Annotated in this window: 18 protein-coding genes; 3 read left to right on the top strand and 15 right to left on the bottom strand. The window is 44.5% G+C overall.

The window, feature by feature from the left end:
• Entirely contained in the window at nt 1-1,002 is a 1,002-nt protein-coding gene (holA, locus tag FK220_RS12010; protein ID WP_152574574.1) for a DNA polymerase III subunit delta, read from the top strand.
• On the opposite strand, the gene FK220_RS12005 is transcribed toward holA, so the two are convergent.
• From FK220_RS12005 to uvrA, 13 genes are all read right to left on the bottom strand, one after another.
• Nucleotides 1,003-1,380 (bottom strand): DoxX family protein, encoded by a 378-nt coding sequence (locus FK220_RS12005; RefSeq protein WP_152574573.1) that lies wholly within the window; start codon nt 1,378-1,380, stop codon nt 1,003-1,005. It lies immediately after the preceding gene.
• 31 nt (nt 1,381-1,411) lie between these two features.
• On the bottom strand, nt 1,412-3,664 hold the full coding sequence (locus FK220_RS12000) for an aminotransferase class III-fold pyridoxal phosphate-dependent enzyme (protein WP_152574572.1): 2,253 nt from the start codon (nt 3,662-3,664) through the stop codon (nt 1,412-1,414).
• A gap of 139 nt (nt 3,665-3,803) precedes the next feature.
• On the bottom strand, nt 3,804-4,328 hold the full coding sequence (locus FK220_RS11995; protein ID WP_152574571.1) for a hypothetical protein: 525 nt from the start codon (nt 4,326-4,328) through the stop codon (nt 3,804-3,806).
• 248 nt (nt 4,329-4,576) lie between these two features.
• Nucleotides 4,577-4,960: a helix-turn-helix domain-containing protein gene (locus tag FK220_RS11990; protein ID WP_152574570.1), complete on the bottom strand. Its 384-nt coding sequence runs from the start codon at nt 4,958-4,960 to the stop codon at nt 4,577-4,579.
• Nucleotides 4,961-5,049: 89 nt separating this feature from the next.
• On the bottom strand, nt 5,050-5,928 hold the full coding sequence (locus FK220_RS11985) for a GIN domain-containing protein (RefSeq protein WP_152574569.1): 879 nt from the start codon (nt 5,926-5,928) through the stop codon (nt 5,050-5,052).
• A 10-nt stretch (nt 5,929-5,938) separates the two neighbouring features.
• Nucleotides 5,939-6,337: a hypothetical protein gene (locus FK220_RS11980; RefSeq protein WP_152574568.1), complete on the bottom strand. Its 399-nt coding sequence runs from the start codon at nt 6,335-6,337 to the stop codon at nt 5,939-5,941.
• Nucleotides 6,338-6,347: 10 nt separating this feature from the next.
• On the bottom strand, nt 6,348-6,833 hold the full coding sequence (locus FK220_RS11975) for a hypothetical protein (RefSeq protein ID WP_152574567.1): 486 nt from the start codon (nt 6,831-6,833) through the stop codon (nt 6,348-6,350).
• Nucleotides 6,834-6,837: 4 nt separating this feature from the next.
• A complete protein-coding gene (locus FK220_RS11970; protein ID WP_152574566.1) occupies nt 6,838-7,335 on the bottom strand; it encodes a DoxX family protein in 498 nt (165 codons plus the stop codon).
• Between the two features lie 125 nt (nt 7,336-7,460).
• Entirely contained in the window at nt 7,461-8,657 is a 1,197-nt protein-coding gene (locus FK220_RS11965; protein WP_152574565.1) for a helix-turn-helix domain-containing protein, read from the bottom strand.
• 108 nt (nt 8,658-8,765) lie between these two features.
• Entirely contained in the window at nt 8,766-11,177 is a 2,412-nt protein-coding gene (locus tag FK220_RS11960; RefSeq protein ID WP_152574564.1) for an alpha-ketoacid dehydrogenase subunit alpha/beta, read from the bottom strand.
• A gap of 161 nt (nt 11,178-11,338) precedes the next feature.
• Complete coding sequence (locus FK220_RS11955) at nt 11,339-14,194, bottom strand: metalloprotease (RefSeq protein ID WP_317168331.1); 2,856 nt, start codon at nt 14,192-14,194, stop codon at nt 11,339-11,341.
• A 14-nt stretch (nt 14,195-14,208) separates the two neighbouring features.
• Nucleotides 14,209-14,895: an LOG family protein gene (locus FK220_RS11950; protein WP_152574563.1), complete on the bottom strand. Its 687-nt coding sequence runs from the start codon at nt 14,893-14,895 to the stop codon at nt 14,209-14,211.
• 42 nt (nt 14,896-14,937) lie between these two features.
• Nucleotides 14,938-17,787, bottom strand: a complete 2,850-nt coding sequence (uvrA, locus tag FK220_RS11945) for an excinuclease ABC subunit UvrA (protein ID WP_152574787.1) — start codon at nt 17,785-17,787, stop codon at nt 14,938-14,940.
• 210 nt (nt 17,788-17,997) lie between these two features.
• Between uvrA and FK220_RS11940 the strand changes: the two genes are divergently transcribed.
• Entirely contained in the window at nt 17,998-18,525 is a 528-nt protein-coding gene (locus FK220_RS11940; protein WP_152574562.1) for a hypothetical protein, read from the top strand.
• 58 nt (nt 18,526-18,583) lie between these two features.
• Nucleotides 18,584-19,489, top strand: coding sequence for a nucleoside hydrolase (locus tag FK220_RS11935; RefSeq protein WP_152574561.1), 906 nt, complete (start codon nt 18,584-18,586; stop codon nt 19,487-19,489).
• A gap of 57 nt (nt 19,490-19,546) precedes the next feature.
• On the opposite strand, the gene FK220_RS11930 is transcribed toward FK220_RS11935, so the two are convergent.
• The gene (locus FK220_RS11930; protein ID WP_152574560.1) at nt 19,547-20,323 is read right to left on the bottom strand and encodes a TIGR03915 family putative DNA repair protein; all 777 of its coding nucleotides are present in this window, start codon (nt 20,321-20,323) and stop codon (nt 19,547-19,549) included.
• A 2-nt stretch (nt 20,324-20,325) separates the two neighbouring features.
• Nucleotides 20,326-21,588, bottom strand: coding sequence for a putative DNA modification/repair radical SAM protein (locus FK220_RS11925; RefSeq protein ID WP_152574559.1), 1,263 nt, complete (start codon nt 21,586-21,588; stop codon nt 20,326-20,328).
• Between the last annotated feature and the right edge of the window lie 8 nt (nt 21,589-21,596).

Raw genomic sequence — 21,596 nt, 5'->3', positions numbered from 1 at the left:
ATGGATGAAGTTAGAAAAATAGTAGAGGCCATACGCAATGGAAATACAAGCCCCCTCTATTTTTTGTTTGGGGAGGAAGCGTATTATATCGACCGAATTGCCGAGTATATCGAGGAGAATGTACTGCGGGAGGAGGAAAAAGGTTTTAACCAAATGACGCTCTATGGCCGGGATGTAACCATAGATGATATTGTTGGAAACGCCAAGCGATATCCGATGATGGCCGAAAAGCAAGTGCTGATCGTCAAGGAAGCGCAGCACTTATCCCGTACGATAGAAAATCTAACGGCCTACGCCGATAATCCACAGCCTACTACGGTGCTGGTAGTCTGTTATAAATATAAAAAACTGGATAAGCGCAAGAAACTATACAAGGCCATTCAAAAGAACGGTGTGCTCTTTGAAAGCAAGAAACTTTATGAAAACCAGGTTTCCGATTGGATACGAAAAACACTGGGCTCACAAGGATACCCTATCTCCCACAAGGCAGCCGTCCTGTTGACGGAATTTTTGGGTACGGACCTTAGCCGTATCAACAATGAGTTGGAAAAGCTACAATTGGTGTTACCAAAAGGCACCGAGATAAGTCCCGAGCATATAGAGGAACATATAGGCATCAGTAAGGACTATAATAATTTTGAGCTGAAAAAAGCGATTGGAGAACGTAACGTGGTCAAGGCGACCCGCATTATCAATTATTTTGCACGGAATCCGAAAGACAACCCGTTTGTATTGACGGTAACCTTATTGCATACCTTTTTTTCGCAATTGCTCAAGTATCACGGTCTCCAAGACCATTCCCCCAAGAATGTGGCCAGTGCCCTGCGCATCAATCCTTATTTTGTGGGCGAATTCCAGACAGCGGCGAGAAACTATCCCATGAAAAAAGTGAGTCGAATCGTTTCCCATCTTCGTGAAATGGACCTAAAGGGTAAAGGGGTAGGCGCCAATGCACTTCCCCAGACCGACCTACTTAAAGAACTATTGGTAAAGATTCTCTAACTACTTTCTATCAATACTGTATTTGCCAGGGCCTAAAAGGGCAATTGCAACAAAAAAGACCAAGTACAATAGTGCCATCTCCTTTTTCTGCAATGAATCTGGCGCATGTACGATGAAGGCGGCTACTGCCATGGTAATTGCCGCGGGAATGGCCGCCCAACGGGTTTTAAAACCGAGTATGAGTAATATAGGGCATAGTACCTCCCCGATAACCGCTAGGAAAAGCGAGGGTGCAGGACCGATTCCTATGGGGTCCCCAAATTCTATTTCACCACTGATGAGCCTTTGAAACTTGGGAATTCCGTGAGTGAGCATCAATGCCGAGGGGACAATACGTAAAAGTGCCAAACCAATATTTCCGAGGAGGTTGTTTTGCATATTCCAAAAGATTTTTTTCAGGTCAAAAGTATCATTTTTTAGCAAAATCCGATAATACCGATTCGATGGCGCCGACAAGTATTCTGCAATCCGTCCTATTAAAAGACAAGGGCGGTTTGATCTTAAGCACACTATCGAAGGGACCATCGGTACCGATCAATATATTTTTTTCGCGAAGTGCATTCTTGAGTCTGGAGGCCAAAACAGTGTTCGGTGCCCCTTCCTTGTCCTCTATTTCAATCCCTAAAAACATACCACTGCCCCGAACATCGGCTATTTGGGGATAATGCCGTTTCAGTTCATCCAATAGTGATTTTAAATAATCCCCGGTTTCCTTGGCGTGCTGTTGAAGACCTTCCTCTTCGATAACTTGGAGCACTGCAAGTCCGATAGCACAGGAAACCGGATTTCCGCCAAAAGAACTGAAGAATTCCAACCCATTGTCAAAGCTCTCCGCTATCCCCGTCGTGGTGACAACGGCCCCGATGGGATGTCCGTTGCCCATAGGTTTCCCTAGGATTACGAGGTCAGGGACGATTCCATGCATTTCGAACCCCCAGAAATAATCTCCCAATCTACCAAATCCGACCTGGACCTCGTCACTGATGCATATTCCTCCTTGTGCCCGTATTTTTGGATATAACTCTTTGAGATATCCATTGGCCAAAGGTACCTGTCCGCCACAGCCTACGATGGGTTCCGCAATAAAGGCGGCTATATCTTGATGTTCCATCATCTCTTCCGTGGCAATCTCTGCAAAATGCCTTCCCGCAGTTCCATCGTCCGGCATACCCGACCCAAAGGCCTTCGGCATTGGGGTGGGCAGAATATAGTCTTGTTGGCCGGGGCCTCCTTGGTGATTGTATTTGTAGTGGCTAATATCTATTCCGATACGGGTATTGCCATGATAGCCGTGTTCCAAAACCATTACCTTTCGCTTTCGGGTATGGGTCATGGCAATCCGTATGGCCAAGTCGCTTGCAGCACTGCCCGAGTTCACGAAAAACACCTTGTTCAAAGAAGGGGGGAACTTGGAGAGCAGTTGCTCGCTATAGTCCATTAACTCGTCGTAGAGGTAGCGGGTATTCGTGTTCAGTTTCGCCATGGCCCGCTGCCCGGCACGAACCACCGTGGGGTGCGAATGCCCAACCAACATGATATTGTTATAGGCGTCCAAGATAGCGTTCCCTTCCGTATCATACATATATTGGAAGGCCGATCGATGCATTTGAAGAGGCCTATCATAACTTAGGGAAAGGGCACTGCTCAAAAAGGTATTCCTGCGCTCTAGCTGATGGACCAACTTTCTTTTGGGGGAAGGTTTAAAACCTGCCGCTTTTCTGAATACGTCACCCGCTTTTATGGGATTTATGGTCAGCCATTTTTTTAAAAGGTCCCACGCGGGTTTTTCACTGACGATAATATAGGAAGAGTCGGGCTTCAGCGTTTTGCTATAAGCGGAGTTGCAGACGCTGGTACATAATCGGGCCGCTACTAGATAATAAAGCACATCGACCTCGACTTCTTCCAGCGGAAAAACGGTTTGATAACCCTTTATGACCTTTGCTGCCACCGCCAATGGGGTTTCCTTTCCCATCATCACATACGTAATCCCGATGGCCAATTCATTGATTTGCCACGAATGGCACATATCACCAAAATCGATGATGCCAGACACCTTCCCATTCTTGGTGAGAACGTTCCAGTCGTTGGCATCGTTGTGAATGATTCCCATTCGTAATACATCTTGTACCGGATAAACGTTTTCATCGAACTGCAAAAAGAAATAATCAACCAGGCTCCTTTGCTTAGGGTCCGTAATGTAAGGGAGGTAACGATAATTACGCTTAAAGTGTTGTAGATCCCAACGGGTAGTTTTGGCCGCAATGGCAGCATCGTAGGTATGGGAGATAGTTTGGTCCATTTTACCTAAAAAGAGTCCCAGGGAGTGGAGTAGGGACTCGGAATGCTCGACATCCCCTAGAAAATCCCCTTCCACATAGGTCAGCAAGCGATAGATACATCCGTTTGCTACCGTCAATCCCATACCTTCGTTGGAAAGAAGGGCATTGGAAAACGCATACTCCTTGTTGGTCCCCAAAGTACTTAAAAGTTTGTTTTCCGCCTCTAGTAACGTGTAGGTCTCTTCGGTAAAGGGATATTGTTTCAATACAAAGACCCCTTTATCGCTTTCTACTTTAAAATTGGTACTTTCATAGCCTTCGAGGGGGGTCAGCCTTGCTTTGGGAATTGAAAATCGCTCCTTTAAAACCAAATCTACCATCGATATTCTTCTTGGATACCATTGTAAACTTAGCACAAAGAAAATGAAAAGCCCCCCTAGGGAAACCATTATTTTGGTAGAATAATATTTTCTAGGATGTTGCCAAAATCGGGTGGAGAGACGTAATTGGTCGAACGGTTTACGTACCAAACTCTTTCGTGGATTCCGCGGTACATCGGGTGTCGATCGTTATGGGAGTTTCTTTCCGTAGTTCCCAATGTTCATCAAGTAGGGAGGAATAGCAAATTCTTAGCTGCAGGGAATGCATTGTGCGCTCCAATCTTCTGGTTTCGTCGGTCCATTGAAGAAAAATGATATTCACCTCCTCATTGGGTGTTATCATTTTATTTCGAATGTTGCCATTGGTGCTAATAACATCAAAATTGATGTTCTTCGCTTCGGGAGCCAGTGTTTTGAGCACTTGCTCCCAATCTTTGAAGTAAATACTATCGTTAAAGATCTGGTATGAATTAATCCTTGCCAATCCATTACCGCTATTCTTGAGGACAATTCCAAAACCTCTGGAATTGTATGTTTTTCCTAGGGTTAGGTAAGGATACATAGTGGCTTTTTGCTGCATCCTAAGTATGCGTACTTCTTGTACCGAAATGAGCAATGCTGAAAAACTCACAAAAAGGGCTGTACTAGCTACTACAATGTTCACATTGGTTTTTTTTAGAACATTGATTCCATTTCGGATTATTTTCATCAAGGCGGGGATATCTATTGGTTCTTTCGTTCTCTTATTCGGTCGGTTTTTAGATCAGATCGCGGTTCTCTCTTTGGGCAGCTTGCCGGTCATCTCCTTCACGATGATAGTCACCAAGGCCATTCCTTTGACTGTTAGGCAATGATAACACAGAGCGATGTACCTAGAGTCCCGAAAAGTGCAGTGAATGTCCTAAAAAGTGTTCAGGAGGTTTTGTTTTCAAGTTGCCGTTTCACAAATTCGGAAGGAGACATCTCGAGTCGTTCCTTGAAGAATCGGTAAAAGGTCGACTTGGAGGGAAATCCCGCTTCCAAGGCAAGGCCAATAATCGTATGCGTAATATACTGACGGTTACGCAACCGATATAATACCTCCTCGAGTCGATAATCGTTCACGAAGGTCGTATAGGATTTTTCGAAGCCTCGTTGGATAAGTTTGGAGGTGCTGCGTTCTGAAATTCGTAGCCTACTACCCAGCAAGGTCAAATTAAGATCAGGATTGCGATAAATACGCTCGTATTCCATCAAGTGCCGAAGCATTTTGAGCTGTTGTTCGAATGCGACCATATCATTTTTAAAAACTAACATTTATCTGGTTTTTTTAATTGCGATGCTATTTCCCTGTTCGGACCTACGACGACTATATGAAAAGCCTAAGCACGATACAATGGATACCCTCAAAATAATTCTACGATAGTATCCTCATCGGTCGCTTTAATGGTTACCAGGAGTTTCTTTAACCCTAGTGGATTTACCTTGTATACCTTGGTTCCCGTTGTCCATTTTTCCTTTCGAACCTTGCCGGGCATCATGGGAAAGCCGTAGCTAAAGTTCCTACCGTCGGGCTTTGGGCCAATGACATAGAAATTATTTCTATTGTTGGAATTGTTCTTTATTTTGAAACTGATATAGCGAATTGTTCCATTGGTAACCGAATTTGCATTGGAAAGCGCATTCTTAATGTTTCCCTTTATTCTTTTAGGTTGCCCTATAAGTTCCAAACTGGCTTCCTTTGAAAGTTTGGCATCCAAAAGGTCGATGGGGTCGATAACCGCTTTCCCATGTCCCCAGATGTTCAGGAATACCTCCTTGGCTTTGGTTTGTCCCGCATCGACCCATCCGTTTTCAGCCCCCACTCCCAAGATGTCGGTTTTACCGCTTATGAGGATCGTTCCATTGAGTGCGACGGCATTAAACGTCTTCGTATCCAGATTAATGATTCTGACCATGGCGTTGGTGCCTTGCTGTACACGTTTGATGTTTGGGCCCCCGATGACGATTTTCATCCGTTTCGAAGCCTGTATCCACTCGTCCTGATCGAGCTTGAGGGTACCGTCCACAACCTCTGTGTCGATCAAGTCGAACAAATTGCTATCGGTAGTGATTCGGAACCCTTCAGGTTTGCTTGGGTCTATAAGAATATCGGCATAGAGGCCGATCTCCAAATCCGTCAGGTTCGTAGCGGGGAAGCCCCTTGTCTCTATATTCCCGTTTCCTTTCACCTGGGCGATGGCGGTCGTTCCTACGAACACCATTAATACTAGTAGCTTTTTCATATCGCTGGTTTTACTGTTTTATTTGTTCTCCATGGGGATCATTGAATCTTGCAATATAGGTCAGCCTCTCAGGTTCATACTTGAAATGAAGTACCCTATTGCCTTGACCCTTCAACTCATAAATTCCGTTTTGGTCCACGAATTTGAACTCGGCTTGATGATCGGCCGTTTTCCTTGTAACCTTCAACTCATAGATGCCATCCTGTTCTTCATCTGACATCGGTATGATTCGGTCCCAAGGGGGAGAGGTAAAGTTTCCTTTGATTCCTACTGCGGTGATGCTGTCGATTGCTGTTGCATCCACCTTAAATGTAACCGTCTTTAGATGGGTTTCCTGGACACAACTTGTAAAGCACACAAAAATTATGGACAGTAGGGGGACGAGGTTTTTGGATCGCTGTATCATCATGGCCTTGTTTTTATAGTTTTGTGTAGGATGTTTTATTCCGAATCAGCACCTCTGTGGTATCTTTGTAGGATACCTCCTTACTTACCGAGAACGTATTTTCAGTGATCAGATAGGTCTTTGTCATAATTGCGGGTCGATTATTATCCTTCCCTTCATAGCGGGTCACAATTTTCAGATACCCGTTTTCACCGACTTCTTTTTCGATGACTTCCTCTTTTCCCAAGTACTTGCCATCGCTACTGATTTTAATGGTATCGGTTCCATTGGCGCTGGGCTCATCGGTATATTGAGTGTCCATACTGATTTTGTTACCCTTAATTTTTAGTTGCATGGTGGTGCGTAGCTTTACCTCTCGACCATCACCGTAGTTCACGTACATCAAATTGCCTTTCCATGAAGTACCATCCAGATTTTTAAAGTCGGATGCGGTAAGGGTGGTTTGTGCGTTTAAGGCGTTTATTGAAAAGGCCAACGCCAGTAAAAGAATAGTTCTCATAGTTTTAGGTTTTAATGAATTGTAATTTGTTTGCGATAACGAAGTCCAGCCCAAATCGACCCGAACCCAAATAGAGGTGATAGATGGCTACCCAAAGAAATCCCATGGCCGGAAGCATGCCCCAAGTGCCTTGACCCCATTTCTGAAGAAAGATGGCCACCAACATGGTACACATAATAAGAAAGGAAGCCACCCGTGTTTTGAGGCCAAATGCCAGGAATAGGCCACCGACGGCTTCACTAAAGGCGCCCATCCACGCGAAAAAAGCAGGGGCGACCGCAAAGATTCCTCCATATTGGGCCACATCTTCGGGGAACCAAGCAGCTACCTCGAACAATTTAAGATTTTGGCCGTCGGGCGTCCAGGGCATCCCAAATTTGGAAGCTCCAAAATCAATGGCCAATAAAACGCCGCAAACAAATCTGATGATCGCAAACGTCAAATCGGCAATCCAATGTTCCTGTAATCTGGGAGTAATCAGTGCGTTTAGTTTTTTTTTCATCGAAATCGATTTTTAAGATTGAACAGGTCAAAATTGCGAATCGAATGGTGACTGCGGGTTTCAAATGGTACCCGAAGCGTCCCAAATACGATTTGAGACGTCTCAAATGGTACCGGGTTATTCGCTCAGCTTACGTTTTTGAGGAATTCGGACGGAGAGCTACCGGTGAACTTTTTAAAGACACGGTTGAAGGTGGCCTTGCTATTAAAACCCGAATCGTAGGCAACGCCTAGCAATGAAAGTTTTTTCTGCTTCCCTTCGGAAAAAAGTTTTTTGACCAGTTCAACCCGATATTCATTGACGAAATCGTTAAAGTTTTTGCCAAAACCGGTATTAATGGTTTCCGACAATTGGGCTCGACTTAGTAGCAAGGCGTCGGCCAATTGTTTTAAGTTCAATTCCGGGTCCAGATAGGGTTGTTGGGTTTCCATGAAGTCAAGTAGCCTTTTTTTGTTGGCTTCAAGCTCGAGATTACCAATGGGTTTGGTCGGCACTAAACTTTCATAGGCCACGGAACGTTCCCCTGCTAGCTGACCGTTAGCAGGGAAATTGAGGCTTGTCAGGGAAGAGGTATCGGTAAAAAAACCTTTGATCCCTATGTAGATAACCGCGAGAGCGGAGAAAAACTGGTACCACCATTTTTGTATCCAACTCAATTCGGTCACTGTAAAATCGACCAGTTGTTGAATGATGGAATAGAGAAACAAAAAAGTATAGATATAGAGAAAGTTGCGAACCCAGTTCAGTTCAATCCTGTACGTATTGGAAAAATAATCCTTGATTCGTTTGCGATAGGCAAAATAGAGCTGTAGCGAAAAGGAGAGGTAAAGAAGCTGTTGCAATAAACTAAAGGTTTCGATAAAGGTCCCTGTAGGTCCCATGAAAAGTTTCGACATTAGGACACCGTTTTGGGTATCGCTAAAACCAGGCTGCCGGGCGTCGTATACAAATATGACAATTCTGAACAAGGCATACGCCAAGGCGGGAATAAAATGCCAAAGATGTTGTTGTTTAAAGCTGAAATTGGAAACAGTGATCGATTTTACGTAAAAGTAAATCAAAGGGCCTATGGCTAAGGAAAAATTGATGAGCCAGTAGTTGATCTTGGTGTTGCGATACGTATCGTACCATTCCATAAAACCAATAGTATAGGTGGTACGATGGTAACAGGTGATGAGTACCAGCAGGGCTAAAAACAGATACGGGAGGGTATTTTTTTTCCAGAATTTTTGCAGTAAAAGGAGCCCAAAAATGATGCCTTGACTCACTAATACCAAAAGGGGCGTCGAAAAGAGATTGAAGTTTGGAAAAACAAGAAACATTCGGCTATTCCTAATTTGAAGCTAAATATAACGAAATCCGATGGCCTCAAAGGGAAGGGGAACAAAATGGGACACTTTTACAAGAAAGATACCCCTACCGATAAATGGTTATCTCAGCTTCGGGTATTCCTCGGGGTCGACTTCATGCATAATGGCATATACTTTTTCGAAAATGTCCTCTGCATTGGGTTTTGAAAAGTAATCGCCATCGGTACCGTATGCAGGTCTATGGGCCTTGGCCGTCAGTGTTTGTGGGGCACTATCCAAATACTCATAGGCCCCTTGTTTTTCGACGATATCGTTTAGAAGGTAAGCGGCGCATCCACCGGGAACGTCCTCATCAATAATTAACAATCTATTGGTTTTGCGAACACTTTTAACGGTGTCATGACCTATGTCAAAGGGCAAAAGCGTTTGCGCATCGATAACCTCGGCATCGATACCGACCTCTCTCAGCTCTTCCGCCACTTGGAGTACAATGCGAAGCGTGGAGCCATAGGATACCAAAGTGATATCGGTTCCTTCCTTCAGGGTTTCTACAACCCCAATGGGTGTGCATAGTTCCCCAAGATTGTTCGGAAGGGGTTCTTTAAGACGGTATCCGTTTAAACTCTCGATAACCAAGGCAGGTTCATCGCTTTTCATGAGCGTATTGTAAAAACCTGCTGCCTGGGTCATGTTTCTAGGGGAAAGAATATACATACCACGCAGAACATGGATCAATCCACCCATATGGGAACCGGAATGCCAAATGCCTTCCAAGCGGTGGCCCCTGGTGCGAACGATCAAAGGTGCTTTTTGTTTCCCAAAGGTACGGTATCGCAAACAGGCCAAATCATCGGTTAAGGTTGGCAGGGCATAGAATATATAGTCTAAATACTGTATTTCGGCTATGGGCCGCAAACCCCTTAGGGCCATACCAATTCCCTGTCCTATAATAGTGGTTTCCCGTATACCGGTATCCGCTACCCGTAACTCCCCATATTTTTGTTGAAGCCCTTCGAGTCCTTGGTTAACATCGCCAATGGTTCCGCTATCCTCTCCGAAGACCAATGCCTCCGGATACTTTTCGAACAGCTTGTCAAAATTATCCCTAAGGATTATTCGACCATCCACTTCCTCGGGATTCGAATCGTACGTAGGCTTTACCGCCTTAATATTACTCGCCCTGTTAGGAAGCTCGCTATATAGGTTGGCACTGTATTTGGGTTGGGTTTCCTCCAAAAATCGGTCGATCCATTTTTTTAGATTCCTTTTTTCGGTGGTTTCATTGCCTAGGAGGTATCGCAAGGCCTTTCTGCCAGCGACCGCCAAGTCTTTTTTAACAGGCTCCTCTACCGCTATCAGATCGTTTTTGATTTTTGTCAAAAAAGTTTTGTTGACACTGTTTTGAGCAGCTTGCTCCAAGAGACCGACCAAGGTTCGTTTTGATTGTTGGTGTTCCAAAAGGTACTCCGCCCAAGCTTCCTTTTTGGCGGCTCGTACCTCGTTCTTAATTCTTTTCTCTATCGTCTGCAGCTCTTCATCGGTGGCGATACCGGATTCCAAGATCCATTCCCTAAAACGTTTGTTGCAATCGTTTTCAGCCTCCCATTCCAATCGTTCATTGCTTTTGTAGCGCTCGTGGGAACCGGAGGAGGAGTGGCCCTGAGGTTGCGTAAGTTCGGTGACGTGGATAATAACCGGTACATGCTCTTCTCTTGCTATATCCCCTGCATTCTCGTAAGCATGCATCAGGGCGGTATAGTCCCATCCCTTAACTTGGAGGAGCTCAAACCCGGGATGGTTTTCATCCCGCTGAAATCCGCTCAGCATTTTCGTAATATCTTCCTTGGTAGTATGGTATTTGTTGGGCACCGAAATACCGTATCCATCGTCCCAGATACTTACGACCATAGGAACCTGCAACACTCCGGCTGCATTGATGGTCTCGAGGAACATGCCTTCACTGGTACTGGCGTTTCCAATGGTGCCCCAGGCAACTTCACCGCCGTTTTTCGAAAATTTGCCCGAATCGACATTCTCTAGTTGTCGATACATCTTTGACGCCTGTGCCAAACCCAGCAATCTGGGCATTTGACCCGCGGTGCATGAAATATCGGCGCTGCTGTTCTTTTGTTGGGTCAAATCGCGCCAGCTACCATCATCGTTGAGACTATACGTCAAAAAGTGACCGCCCATTTGTCGTCCCGCACTCATGGGCTCCTTTTCGATATCCGTGGTGGCGTAGAGGGCGTGAAAGAGCTCTTTTGGCTTCAGTAGGCCCAACGCCATCATAAAGGTTTGGTCCCGATAATAGCCACTACGAAAATCCCCATCCTGGAACGATCGCGCCATGGCTAATTGGGGAAGTTCCTTTCCATCCCCGAAAATTCCAAATTTGGCCTTCCCCGTAAGCACCTCTTTCCTTCCCATAAGGCTACAGGTTCTACTCAAAACCGCTATTTCATAATCCGAGAAAATCTGTGTCTTAAAATCCTCAAAAGAAATGTCATTGCTAGTTTTGGAAGAGAGTTTCATAAAGGGGCATTTGTTTCGCACAAAAATAGTACATCCAAACTATTTTTGCAATGGCTTCGAGACGATAATTATTAAATTATTCTCAAAAAAATACAACAATAATTAGAAATATTTCAAATTCAAATTGATAAGGCATCAATTTTTTGACAATACCATAAATATCAAAACCATTTCCTTGTAAAGAGACCTATGAGGGTCTTGATGTCTACGGTCACGATGAAACGTATTTTTTCGCCGTAGTCGGGTTGGGCAATTTCCCAACCATTGTTGGAGTACACGGGAAAATAAAGCTCGAAGTAATCGGTGACGAGATTTGCGCGTATCCCGGAATCATAGACGAACTTGCCATCGACACCCCTGTTTTTCACATAACCCAAGTCCCCGTACATTTCGACCCATTTCCATAGATTTACACTGGTGTTTACAGTGGCAATCCAGTCATTGGAAAAGCGATAGCGTTCGTCTAAAATCGATTTGAATCCGCCCTCGGCGATAATAATCTGTTGACTATAAATGCCTGTTTCTTCAGATCGTCCCAAGTAATTGTAGTCAAATAGATAATCTTTTGGGCGGTCCAAGGCAAAATTGAAAAAATCGATCTCAGGGTCTATGTTGTTCCACAAAAATTTTCCTGCGTAGAATCGTATATTGAACTGGGTGTTGTTTTCAAAGAGTTTTCGATATTCGGCCTCTAGTGATAACTTCGTGAATTTATCTGCTTGTTGAAAGTCCAAGACCCACGATTTGTAGTCGACAATATTGTTGTCGATATTGATATATCGCGCATTAAAAACACTATAGTCGGGGGTGTCGGGCGCGTTTCCGGCGGCAATAAGGCCCTCGTCCAAATCCCTGAAAATATTAATGTATCGAAAAGAAAGGAATTGTCTTTTGTTCGACCTCAAATCTTTAGGTCGCCATCCAAGGCTCATCGAAGGGGTGAAGGTCGAGTATCGTGAATTGACGTCGAAGTGGGAAGTAGACCCCCGTATTCTATAATTTGCGACATAAAGCCCACTTTTGTTCAAGTATTGTCGGTAACTGAAGCTACCGTAACCAACAAATGCCTTTTCCCTGAAGGAGTAGGAGGGAGCCACATCATAAACGAAAGGGCGTTCTAAAAAGGTTTTATTGTACAATCGTAGACCAGGGGTCCATCCGTCGTAAATATTAAAATTCAGCACGGGTACATAGAAGACCTGATTGTAATACGGATTCTCGGAGTCACGAAAGAAGGTGAATTTTAATTTCTTATTGCTTGAAAAAAAACCTTTTAGCGATTTCCAGTTGTCACGTTGGTTAAATTCGGGTATTTTCTGGTCATAGTTCAGCACTAGGCGTTCTTCACCATTCCTCGGTATGGTAAATGTCTCCTGGTCCTCGATATTATTGAACCAATACTTTGAAACGACGGAATCATTCCGCAGACCGAACAGGGAAATCGGTACATTGGTACCTTTTTTATTCTTTAGGGTAACATAAAGCGAATCCTCGGTCTTCTCGACCTCCTTAATTTTGAAATCGATACGGCGATCGGTCGATACGTATTCTTGAAAGAACCAATTGATGTCGATATCCGTTGATCTTTTGAGTATCGATTCAAAATCAAGGGTCTTCACCCGGTTTTTTTTGTAAAACTTGTAGAATGTCTTTATGCTGCTATCAACCTTATCCTTACCGATGTAACTTGCCAGGTAGGCCAGTCCTAGTCCGGCTTTGTATTTGTTCGCTATTTTTTGATTGAATCTCAGCAGGGAATCCTGTGGGGTGCTCAAGGGTTGGTCCTGGTTTCTTCTGGCAGTAAGCATGTACAGGAAGGGATATTGTTCATTAAAATCCATCTTCGCCAAATTAAAGCTCCTGATTCCCCATATATTAGACAGTTTCCCAAGTAGTTTCTGGTCTGAATAATATTGTTCTACATAAGCGATCATTAAATAGTTGGCAATCGCATCGTTCACCCATTGCTCTTTTCTGGGATTCAGATATATCGACTCGTTCAAGATGCTCCTGAGGGCCGTTTTGAGGAACTTCATTTCGAATTGAAACTGCTCCTCATAGGGTCTAATAAATCGAGGAAGTTGATTCAGACCGTAAAGTGGATTTTTACGGTATTCGATTTCGCTAACCAATAACTGGGAATGGGGATACTGCCCTAGATTTTCGGCGATAAACTCGGAAATTTTCAAAATTGATATTCCTTGGGAAATTTCGTCGTATTTCGGGGCGTCGATATCGGTTACGATTGTCATTTGGTTGGTTACGTGGGTCACAAAACGATTCTCCGGTTCCAAGATAATTTCACAACTCTTGCGATTTTTACCAATCAGTTGCGATTGTTGCCCGTTGGGAAACTCAGTGTTGCCTAGGACACCGTAGTTCGAAGCAATGAATAGCCTTGAGGGATAGGTGATGTTGATGGTCGTATTGGTAACACCGGTATACAGATCCTCTAAATCGTGGTTGGAGTATAATTGCCATTCCCCATCAAATACTGCAGGGGTCAGGTACCAGTCTTTCAAATAATAGGAGTTCCTATTGGTATATCCATAGTCGGTATATTTCTTTGGAGGAAGCTTTACATTGTAGGTAATGAATAATTTGGCGGATTCCCCTGGGCCAAGGGGTTCGTTCAATTTAATTCTAATAATGTCTTTTTCAGCGGTCCGGTCTAATTGTAATCCGCGGTAATCATTGTCCACGGCACTAATAATCAAGGTGCGCCCACGTTCGCTATCCTTTGCCAAGTGAAGACTTCGCCTAAATTCATCTGCAAAACGTTTCGCCAAACCGGTGTTTTTATCGGAATAGGAATGTGCCCAGTCGTTAAAATATAGCGTTTCCAAAGCGATTTTGGAATCGTTCTTATAAGTAAACTCCTGATTGACGGTAATTTCCTTGGTTTCCGGATTCAAATTCGCCGTCACAATATTGGTGTGCTGGCCATACAATGCATCCGTCTGGAGGAAAACGGATAAAAAGGGTAAAATGCAACCTATGAAGACGGTTTTTTTCAAGGAAAATCTACATTTTAGAAGTTGGGACTCAAAAGATGACCCTTATAGAAAGCGTCGATGATTTCGACTACTTCCTCCTTGGTGTCAACAATATGGATCAGATCAAGATCTTGCGCACTTATATTCCCGGCATGCAACATGGTATTCTTCACCCAATCGAGCAAACCGCTCCAGAAGGTAGTTCCTACTAAAATTATGGGGAATGTTTCGATTTTGTTGGTTTGGATCAGGGTAATTGCCTCAAAAAGTTCATCCAAGGTTCCGAAACCGCCGGGCATTACGACGAATCCTTGCGAATACTTGACGAACATCACCTTCCGGACAAAGAAGTAATCAAAGTCCAAGCTTTTGTCATCATCGATATAGGGGTTGTCGTGCTGTTCGAAAGGAAGGTCGATGTTTAGTCCCACTGAAGTTCCACCGGCGAGGTGCGCCCCTCGATTCCCGGCTTCCATAATGCCCGGACCTCCACCGGTAATTACACCATAACCGGCTTCGGCTATACTTTTGGCTATGTCTACCGCCAGCTGGTATTCTGGACTTTTATCCTTTGTTCTTGCAGATCCAAAAATGGAGACACAAGGTCCAATGGTACTCATGCGCTCAAAGCCGTTGACAAATTCCCCCATAATCTTGAAAATGGCCCAGGAATCGTTGGTTTTCATCTCGTTCCATCCCTTATGGTGCTTTTCGTTTCTCATTTTTATTGGTTAACCTCGGTTAATTGATTCATTATTATATGGCTAATGGGTCACTACACTTTCCTGTAGCTCACGCTTCAAAAACGTTGCGGTGTAGCTTTTTTCATCTTTGATGATTTCCTCAGGGGTACCTTTAGCAACAACCATGCCGCCACCGCGACCTCCTTCATAACCGATATCTATAAGGTAGTCGCACATTTTGATGACATCCATATTATGCTCTATGACCAAAATCGTATTTCCTTTGTCTACTAACCGGTCCAGAACTTCCATCAAAACCCGAATATCCTCAAAATGTAGGCCTGTGGTAGGTTCGTCCAAAATATAAAAAGTATTCCCCGTATCCCGTTTTGATAGCTCAGTGGCCAATTTAATTCGTTGTGCTTCCCCTCCCGAAAGTGTGGTAGATTGCTGCCCTAACGAAATATAGCCCAAACCAACATCTTGGATGGTTTTAAGCTTCCGGTAAATCTTTGGGATATTTTCAAAAAAGTCGACCGCCTCATTGATGGTCATCTCCAATACATCGGCAATAGATTTCCCTTTATAGCGTATTTCCAAGGTTTCCCGGTTAAAACGCTTTCCGTTGCAAGTTTCACATTCCACATATACATCCGGAAGAAAATTCATTTCAATCACGCGGAGACCACCTCCTTGACAGGTCTCGCATCTACCGCCCTTTACATTAAAGCTGAAACGTCCGGGTTTATAACCGCGTATCGCCGCTTCGGGTGTTTTCGTGAATAGGTTTCGTATTTCACTGAAAACGCCTGTGTAGGTCGCTGGATTGGAACGCGGGGTACGGCCAATCGGGGATTGGTTGATATCAATTACCTTATCGATATGCTCCAAGCCCTTGATTTTTTTGTAGGGCATTGGTTTTTTCACTCCATTGAAATAATGGGCGTTCATAATCGGATACAGCGTTTCATTGACGAGGGTAGACTTTCCGCTTCCCGATACGCCGGTTACCCCGATCATTTGTCCCAGTGGAAAACTCACCGTAACGTCTTTCAAGTTATTTCCGGTGCAACCGGACAAGGTTATGCTTTTACCGTTTCCTTTTCTACGCTTCTTAGGGACTTCAATTTTTTTAACACCGGTTATGTAGTCCGCAGTCAAGGTGTGATGGAACTTTAACGCATCGGGAGTACCTTCGGAAATGATTTCGCCGCCGTGCCGGCCTGCTTCCGGACCGATATCAATAACATGGTCCGCGCGCTCGATCATATCCCGGTCATGTTCCACTACGATTACCGAGTTCCCTATATCTCTCAAAGATTCCAACGATTTGATCAAGCGATCATTATCCCTTTGATGTAGGCCAATACTGGGCTCGTCCAAAATATACAGCACGCCCACTAGTTGCGACCCGATCTGCGTCGCCAGACGAATGCGCTGCGCTTCTCCACCAGAGAGCGATTTGGAACTCCGGTGTAGTGAGAGATACTCCAGTCCTACATCTAATAGAAATCGAATTCTTGCACGAATTTCCTTGATGATTTCCTCCGCGATCTTTAATTGGTTACCGCTAAGTTTTTTTTCGAGCTCCTCAAAGAAATCGGCCAATTCACCGATATCCAAATGGGCGAGTTCGGCAATGTTCCTTTCATCTATTTTAAAGTTGAGCGATTCTTTTCTCAACCGAGATCCCAGACAGGTTGGGCAAGTGATTTTATCCATGTACTCCTTGGCCCAACGCTTGATGGAGGTTGAATCTGCTTGCTCAAACTGGTTTTTGATAAAGTTCGAGATGCCTTCATAGTCGATTTTGTAATTTCGTTTAACCCCCAGCGTTTTCGAATCGACTTCAAATACTTCATGTCCCCCGTTCAATAAGATATTGATGGCTTCCTCGGGTATCTTGCTTATCGGGTCGGTTAGTTCAAAACCATAACGCTGGGCGATGGTCTCTATTTGTTTAAAGGCCCAAGACTTTTTGTATTCTCCCAATGGTGCGATACCGCCTGATTTGACGGACAATTTTTTATTTGGAAAAATTTTGTTTTCGTTTACCTCGTATACATGTCCGAGACCATTGCACTTGGAACACATTCCCTTAGGGGAATTAAACGAAAAGGTATTGGGTTCAGGGGAAGGGTAGGAGATACCCGTAGTCGGACACATCAGATCCCGGCTAAAATATCTTGGCTCCAACGCTCCTTCCTCCAAGACCATCAGTACGTCGTTTCCACTGTACATGGCCGTATTGATGGTTTCTGAAAGTCGTTTGTCCAAATCCCCGGAGTCGGTTACCTTCAACCGGTCGATAACAATTTCGATGTCATGGGTCTTGTAACGGTCGACCTTCATACCCTTGATGATGTCGACAATCTCGCCATCGACCCGCACTTTTACAAAACCTTGTTTTGCGATTTGCTCAAAAAGTTCCCGATAGTGGCCTTTTCTTGACTTGATGACAGGCGCCAAAATATTGATTTTCTTATCCCGGTACGACTCGATGATCAAGTCCTTGATCTGTTGGTCGCTGTAGCTAACCATTTTTTCACCTGTATTATAGCTGTAGGCATCACCAGCCCGCGCATACAACAGGCGAAGAAAATCATAGATTTCGGTAATCGTTCCCACAGTGGACCGGGGCGATTTGGACGTCGTCTTTTGCTCGATGGCGATTACGGGGGAAAGCCCATCGATCTTATCCACGTCGGGCCGTTCCAGCCCGCCGAGAAACTGGCGGGCGTAGGCGGAGAAGGTTTCGATGTACCGTCGTTGTCCCTCGGCATAGATGGTATCGAACGCAAGGGAAGATTTACCACTGCCCGATAGACCGGTGATGACTACTAGTTTCTCCCTAGGGATGGTGACATCGATATTCTTCAGGTTATGGACCCTGGCGCCCCGTACTTCAATATTTTCCTCGTAGTTGATCATTTTCATCTGTTAAATGGGTGTTGCTTTTCCGAAACAGATGGAATTCCGTTGAAACGCTTCAAAGAAATCGTTTCAATCATTATAAATTCTCATTTCAAAGCAAAGTTGCGAAGTTACAATTTTGACTACTAAAAAGTAAATCAAGTCGGCTTATATCTTTGTTAATTGCAAGGTTCCTTCTAAATTAGCAACCAAATTAAAAATGTTGAAATGCAGCTTTTAGGAATCGGATCTAGAATTCGGCACAGTGAATTTGGTAAAGGGGTAGTAACCAATGTCACGGCTAAACACTATTGGGTCACATTCATGGAAAATGGATTGGAGACCATTGATTTGGATAGTGACGTCGAGGTGATCGAAGCGGTCGAGGACGAGGTCGACACCATTAGTTTCTCCGAAGTGGAGCAATCACTCATATCCATTCTCAGAAGATGGAGTGATGCCACCTCACTTACGCCCATTGCGGATAAATGGAAGGGGGGTAGTCTGGTGCTCAAACCCGGGGATGCCAATCTAACGGATAAGGAGATGCCCATTGACACTTTTTTTCATAAAATTGTAATGGTGCGGGACAGGTTACGGGTGATGGAACAAAAAATCAATTCGAGCAAAAACTTGGACGACCAGGAAAAAGTGGATTTACAACAGTATATTACCCGTATCTACGGTAGTTTGACCACTTTTAACGTACTGTTCAAGAGTAAGGGCGATCAATTCGTCGGGGAACGGTCAAAGTAGGCACACTGCAATTTTTCCTGTCTTAGAAAACAAGTCCAACCAATAAAAGTCGACCATCATGAACTCCTTTTTTTCTCGTTTCGTTAGCTGCATCTTATTGAGTTTTGTTTTAAACCTTTCCTTCGCGCAGGAAAAGACCAAGGTACTTTTAGATGCCGATACCGCCAACGAGGTAGATGATCTGTTCGCACTTGCCCGCATTTTGATGGAACCGTCCGTGGAGGTGATTGCCCTAAACGCCACCCAATGGCAGGCCAGCCATTGGACAACTCCGAATTCTATGGAAGATAGCCACCGACTCAATCAAATGTTATTGGGGGTTATGGGGCTTTCCGTTAAGACGAATCGTGGAGGAGCCGCTAGAATGTACGATTGGGGCGACCGCGCCCGTCACTCGGCCGCTGCCTATGAGATCATCAAACAAACGAAGTTGCTTAAGGAAGGGGAGAAGCTGAATATCATCGCTTTGGGAGCCTTGACAAACGTCGCCTCTGCCGTATTTATCGATCCTGAAATCGCACCCAAGCTAAAATTGTACTGGCTCGGCAGTAGTTACGATTTCGAGGAGGGGATATTGCTCAGAAACGATTTCAACTGCGCGATGGACCAATATGCCTTTACCCATCTACTTTTCTCAAAAGTCGAAATGCACATCGTCCCCGTGAACGTTGCGGCAAAGATGCAATTCAAATACGATGAAACAAGGCAAAAACTGGAGGGACACTTTTTGGGGGACTACCTACTAAAGATTTGGGACGATCATATCGATAGTGGCCGAAGGGCCCGTACTATTTGGGACTTATCGATTGTTGATGCCTTTATAAACCCGGAATGGGCCGAAGAAGTCCAAATAACCACTTCAAAAGATAATGGAAATCGCAACATATATTATTACAGGGACTTTGATGCGGACCGGATGCGAAAAGGGTTCTTTCAAAAAATTACAGCTTACAAAAGACCTTAAAAACAGACAACAGGAATAGGTACAGACCCATTTCCAAATTCAGAAGCTATCCATGCTCTAAACCGCCTCTTTCTTTTCGCTGAGATACTTCCAATAGCGTTTGGGCACGTGTTGCGTATGTAGCTTTCTGTTGATACGTGATTTTATGTGTGTGCTCTTAAAGTAATCGTTCCATAGGTCTTGGTATCGGTATTCCTCTCCTTGGAAAACATCGTTTTTTCGAACGCTGTTGGCATAAATCTCTTTGAGGTCCAAGGAAATAATCTCAACGGATTCCAGATTATGGTATAATCCATATTTTCGTTTCACATCATAAATAATCCATTCTTGATCTGCATAGCGCGAACGAAAATGTTTCGAAATCAGCGGTAATACGTCAAAATCGGGCTCGATATTGGCAAAATAAATACCGTCTTTGGTTAGTTGAAAGCGTACAAAGGCTTCCATTCGATGTTTTTCCCGACCGACGCTTCGGGCCAATTGGCTTATCTTCAAAATCAGGTCATCCGAAAAGTCGAAAGTACTGGTGGTATTTTTGGAAAACAGTTTTCGAATATACCGATAGAGCACGAACTCGATACCCCTCTGACCGCTGAGGTAGGCAAAGTATACATTCTTGATCGCCTCGTTACTTTTGGCCTGGATACCCTTCCAAACCCTTTTGGCCTTGTCCATTTGCGTAAAGACCGTTTCCGTTTCCGAAAATAGTCCGTTTTGGCAGCTACCATTCCGCTGTATATCGGCTACCGGTACTTTCTCTTCGAAAGCCTTGAACACCGTGGTTAAAAATCCGTTGAAACTTCCGTCGTAGATTAAAATTTTAGCAGTTTCCATCCCTAGTCGAATAATTGTAATTGTGTACTGTAGTTTTTTCTGAATTTCCCTTGGGAATTTTGTAATATCAACCCTTTCAGGGTCGCAGGTTCCAAATCTTTTTGATGCCAATGCCGCGAGTCACAGACCAAAAAATACCGGGCCCGATTGAGTGCTACCCCAATTTTTTTGAGATGTTCCCAGTTCAACTTCCGGAAGCGCCGGGCCTTTAGGATCCGATCGACCGACTGCATTCCGATTCCCGGAACACGGGCAAGCATCCTTTTGTCGGCCTGATTGACATCTACGGGAAAATGATGCAGGTTCCGTAGAGCCCAGCTTAGCTTGGGGTCGACCTCAACATCCAGATTGGGATAATGGTCATTCAGGATTTCGCGCACATCGAACCCATAGAACCGAAGCAGCCAATCCGTTTGATATAATCGGTTTTCCCTAAGCATAGGCACCTGTGAGCCAATACCGGGAAGGCGACTGTCTTCGGCCACGGGTACATATCCTGAATAATAGACCCGTTTCATACGGTAGGTACTGTAATAGTGGGTTGCGGAGTACATGATATCTTTGTCCGACTCTCCCGTAGCTCCGATAATCATTTGGGTGCTTTGTCCCGCCGGGGCAAAGGTCGGGGTACTACGGATCACCTTTTTTTCCGCTTTGTAGCGTCGTATTTCATCACGGACCTTACGCATGGGTTTGGTAAAATCCTCGTGCTTTTTATCCGGTGCCAATAGACGAAGGCCCGATATAGTGGGGATTTCGATATTCACGGAAAGCCTGTCCGCGTACAATCCGGCCTCGTACATCAATTCGTCACTGGCCCCTGGAATGGATTTCAAATGAATATAGCCATTGAAGTTTTCCTCTAATCGGAGCTTCTTGGCCACAGATACCAGGCGCTCCATGGTATAATCCGGATTTTTAAAGATACCGGAGCTCAGGAAGAGTCCTTCTATATAGTTACGCCGATAAAAATTGATCGTCAGGTCTACCACCTCCTGAATCTTGAAAGCCGCCCGCTTGATGTCATTGCTCTTTCGGGTCACGCAATAGGCGCAATCAAAGATACAGTGGTTGGTAAGCAATATTTTTAGAAGGGAAATACAGCGCCCGTCTTCCGTATAGCTATGGCATATACCCATTCCGGTACTGTTGCCCAAGCCTTTGCTTTTGTTGGTACGCGTGCTACCGCTACTGGAGCAGGACACGTCGTACTTGGCCGCGTCGGCCAGGATGTTCAGTTTTTCACGGATTCTTTCGAAGGACATGGCGTGTG

Source organism: Pelagihabitans pacificus, assembly GCF_009371985.2.
GTDB lineage: Bacteria > Bacteroidota > Bacteroidia > Flavobacteriales > Flavobacteriaceae > Pelagihabitans > Pelagihabitans pacificus.
This window is presented reverse-complemented; position numbering and strand designations above follow the sequence as displayed.

Coding starts and splice junctions, on each gene's coding strand:
- FK220_RS11960 (WP_152574564.1), bottom strand. CDS start 11,177: ATGAAACTCTCTTCCAAAACTAGCAATGACATTTCTTTTGAGGATTTT.
- holA (WP_152574574.1), top strand. CDS start 1: ATGGATGAAGTTAGAAAAATAGTAGAGGCCATACGCAATGGAAATACA.
- FK220_RS11970 (WP_152574566.1), bottom strand. CDS start 7,335: ATGAAAAAAAAACTAAACGCACTGATTACTCCCAGATTACAGGAACAT.
- FK220_RS11950 (WP_152574563.1), bottom strand. CDS start 14,895: ATGAGAAACGAAAAGCACCATAAGGGATGGAACGAGATGAAAACCAAC.
- FK220_RS12005 (WP_152574573.1), bottom strand. CDS start 1,380: ATGCAAAACAACCTCCTCGGAAATATTGGTTTGGCACTTTTACGTATT.
- FK220_RS11990 (WP_152574570.1), bottom strand. CDS start 4,960: ATGTTAGTTTTTAAAAATGATATGGTCGCATTCGAACAACAGCTCAAA.
- FK220_RS11925 (WP_152574559.1), bottom strand. CDS start 21,588: ATGTCCTTCGAAAGAATCCGTGAAAAACTGAACATCCTGGCCGACGCG.
- FK220_RS11975 (WP_152574567.1), bottom strand. CDS start 6,833: ATGAGAACTATTCTTTTACTGGCGTTGGCCTTTTCAATAAACGCCTTA.
- FK220_RS11980 (WP_152574568.1), bottom strand. CDS start 6,337: ATGATGATACAGCGATCCAAAAACCTCGTCCCCCTACTGTCCATAATT.
- FK220_RS12000 (WP_152574572.1), bottom strand. CDS start 3,664: ATGGTAGATTTGGTTTTAAAGGAGCGATTTTCAATTCCCAAAGCAAGG.
- FK220_RS11965 (WP_152574565.1), bottom strand. CDS start 8,657: ATGTTTCTTGTTTTTCCAAACTTCAATCTCTTTTCGACGCCCCTTTTG.
- uvrA (WP_152574787.1), bottom strand. CDS start 17,787: ATGATCAACTACGAGGAAAATATTGAAGTACGGGGCGCCAGGGTCCAT.
- FK220_RS11930 (WP_152574560.1), bottom strand. CDS start 20,323: ATGGAAACTGCTAAAATTTTAATCTACGACGGAAGTTTCAACGGATTT.
- FK220_RS11940 (WP_152574562.1), top strand. CDS start 17,998: ATGCAGCTTTTAGGAATCGGATCTAGAATTCGGCACAGTGAATTTGGT.
- FK220_RS11935 (WP_152574561.1), top strand. CDS start 18,584: ATGAACTCCTTTTTTTCTCGTTTCGTTAGCTGCATCTTATTGAGTTTT.
- FK220_RS11985 (WP_152574569.1), bottom strand. CDS start 5,928: ATGAAAAAGCTACTAGTATTAATGGTGTTCGTAGGAACGACCGCCATC.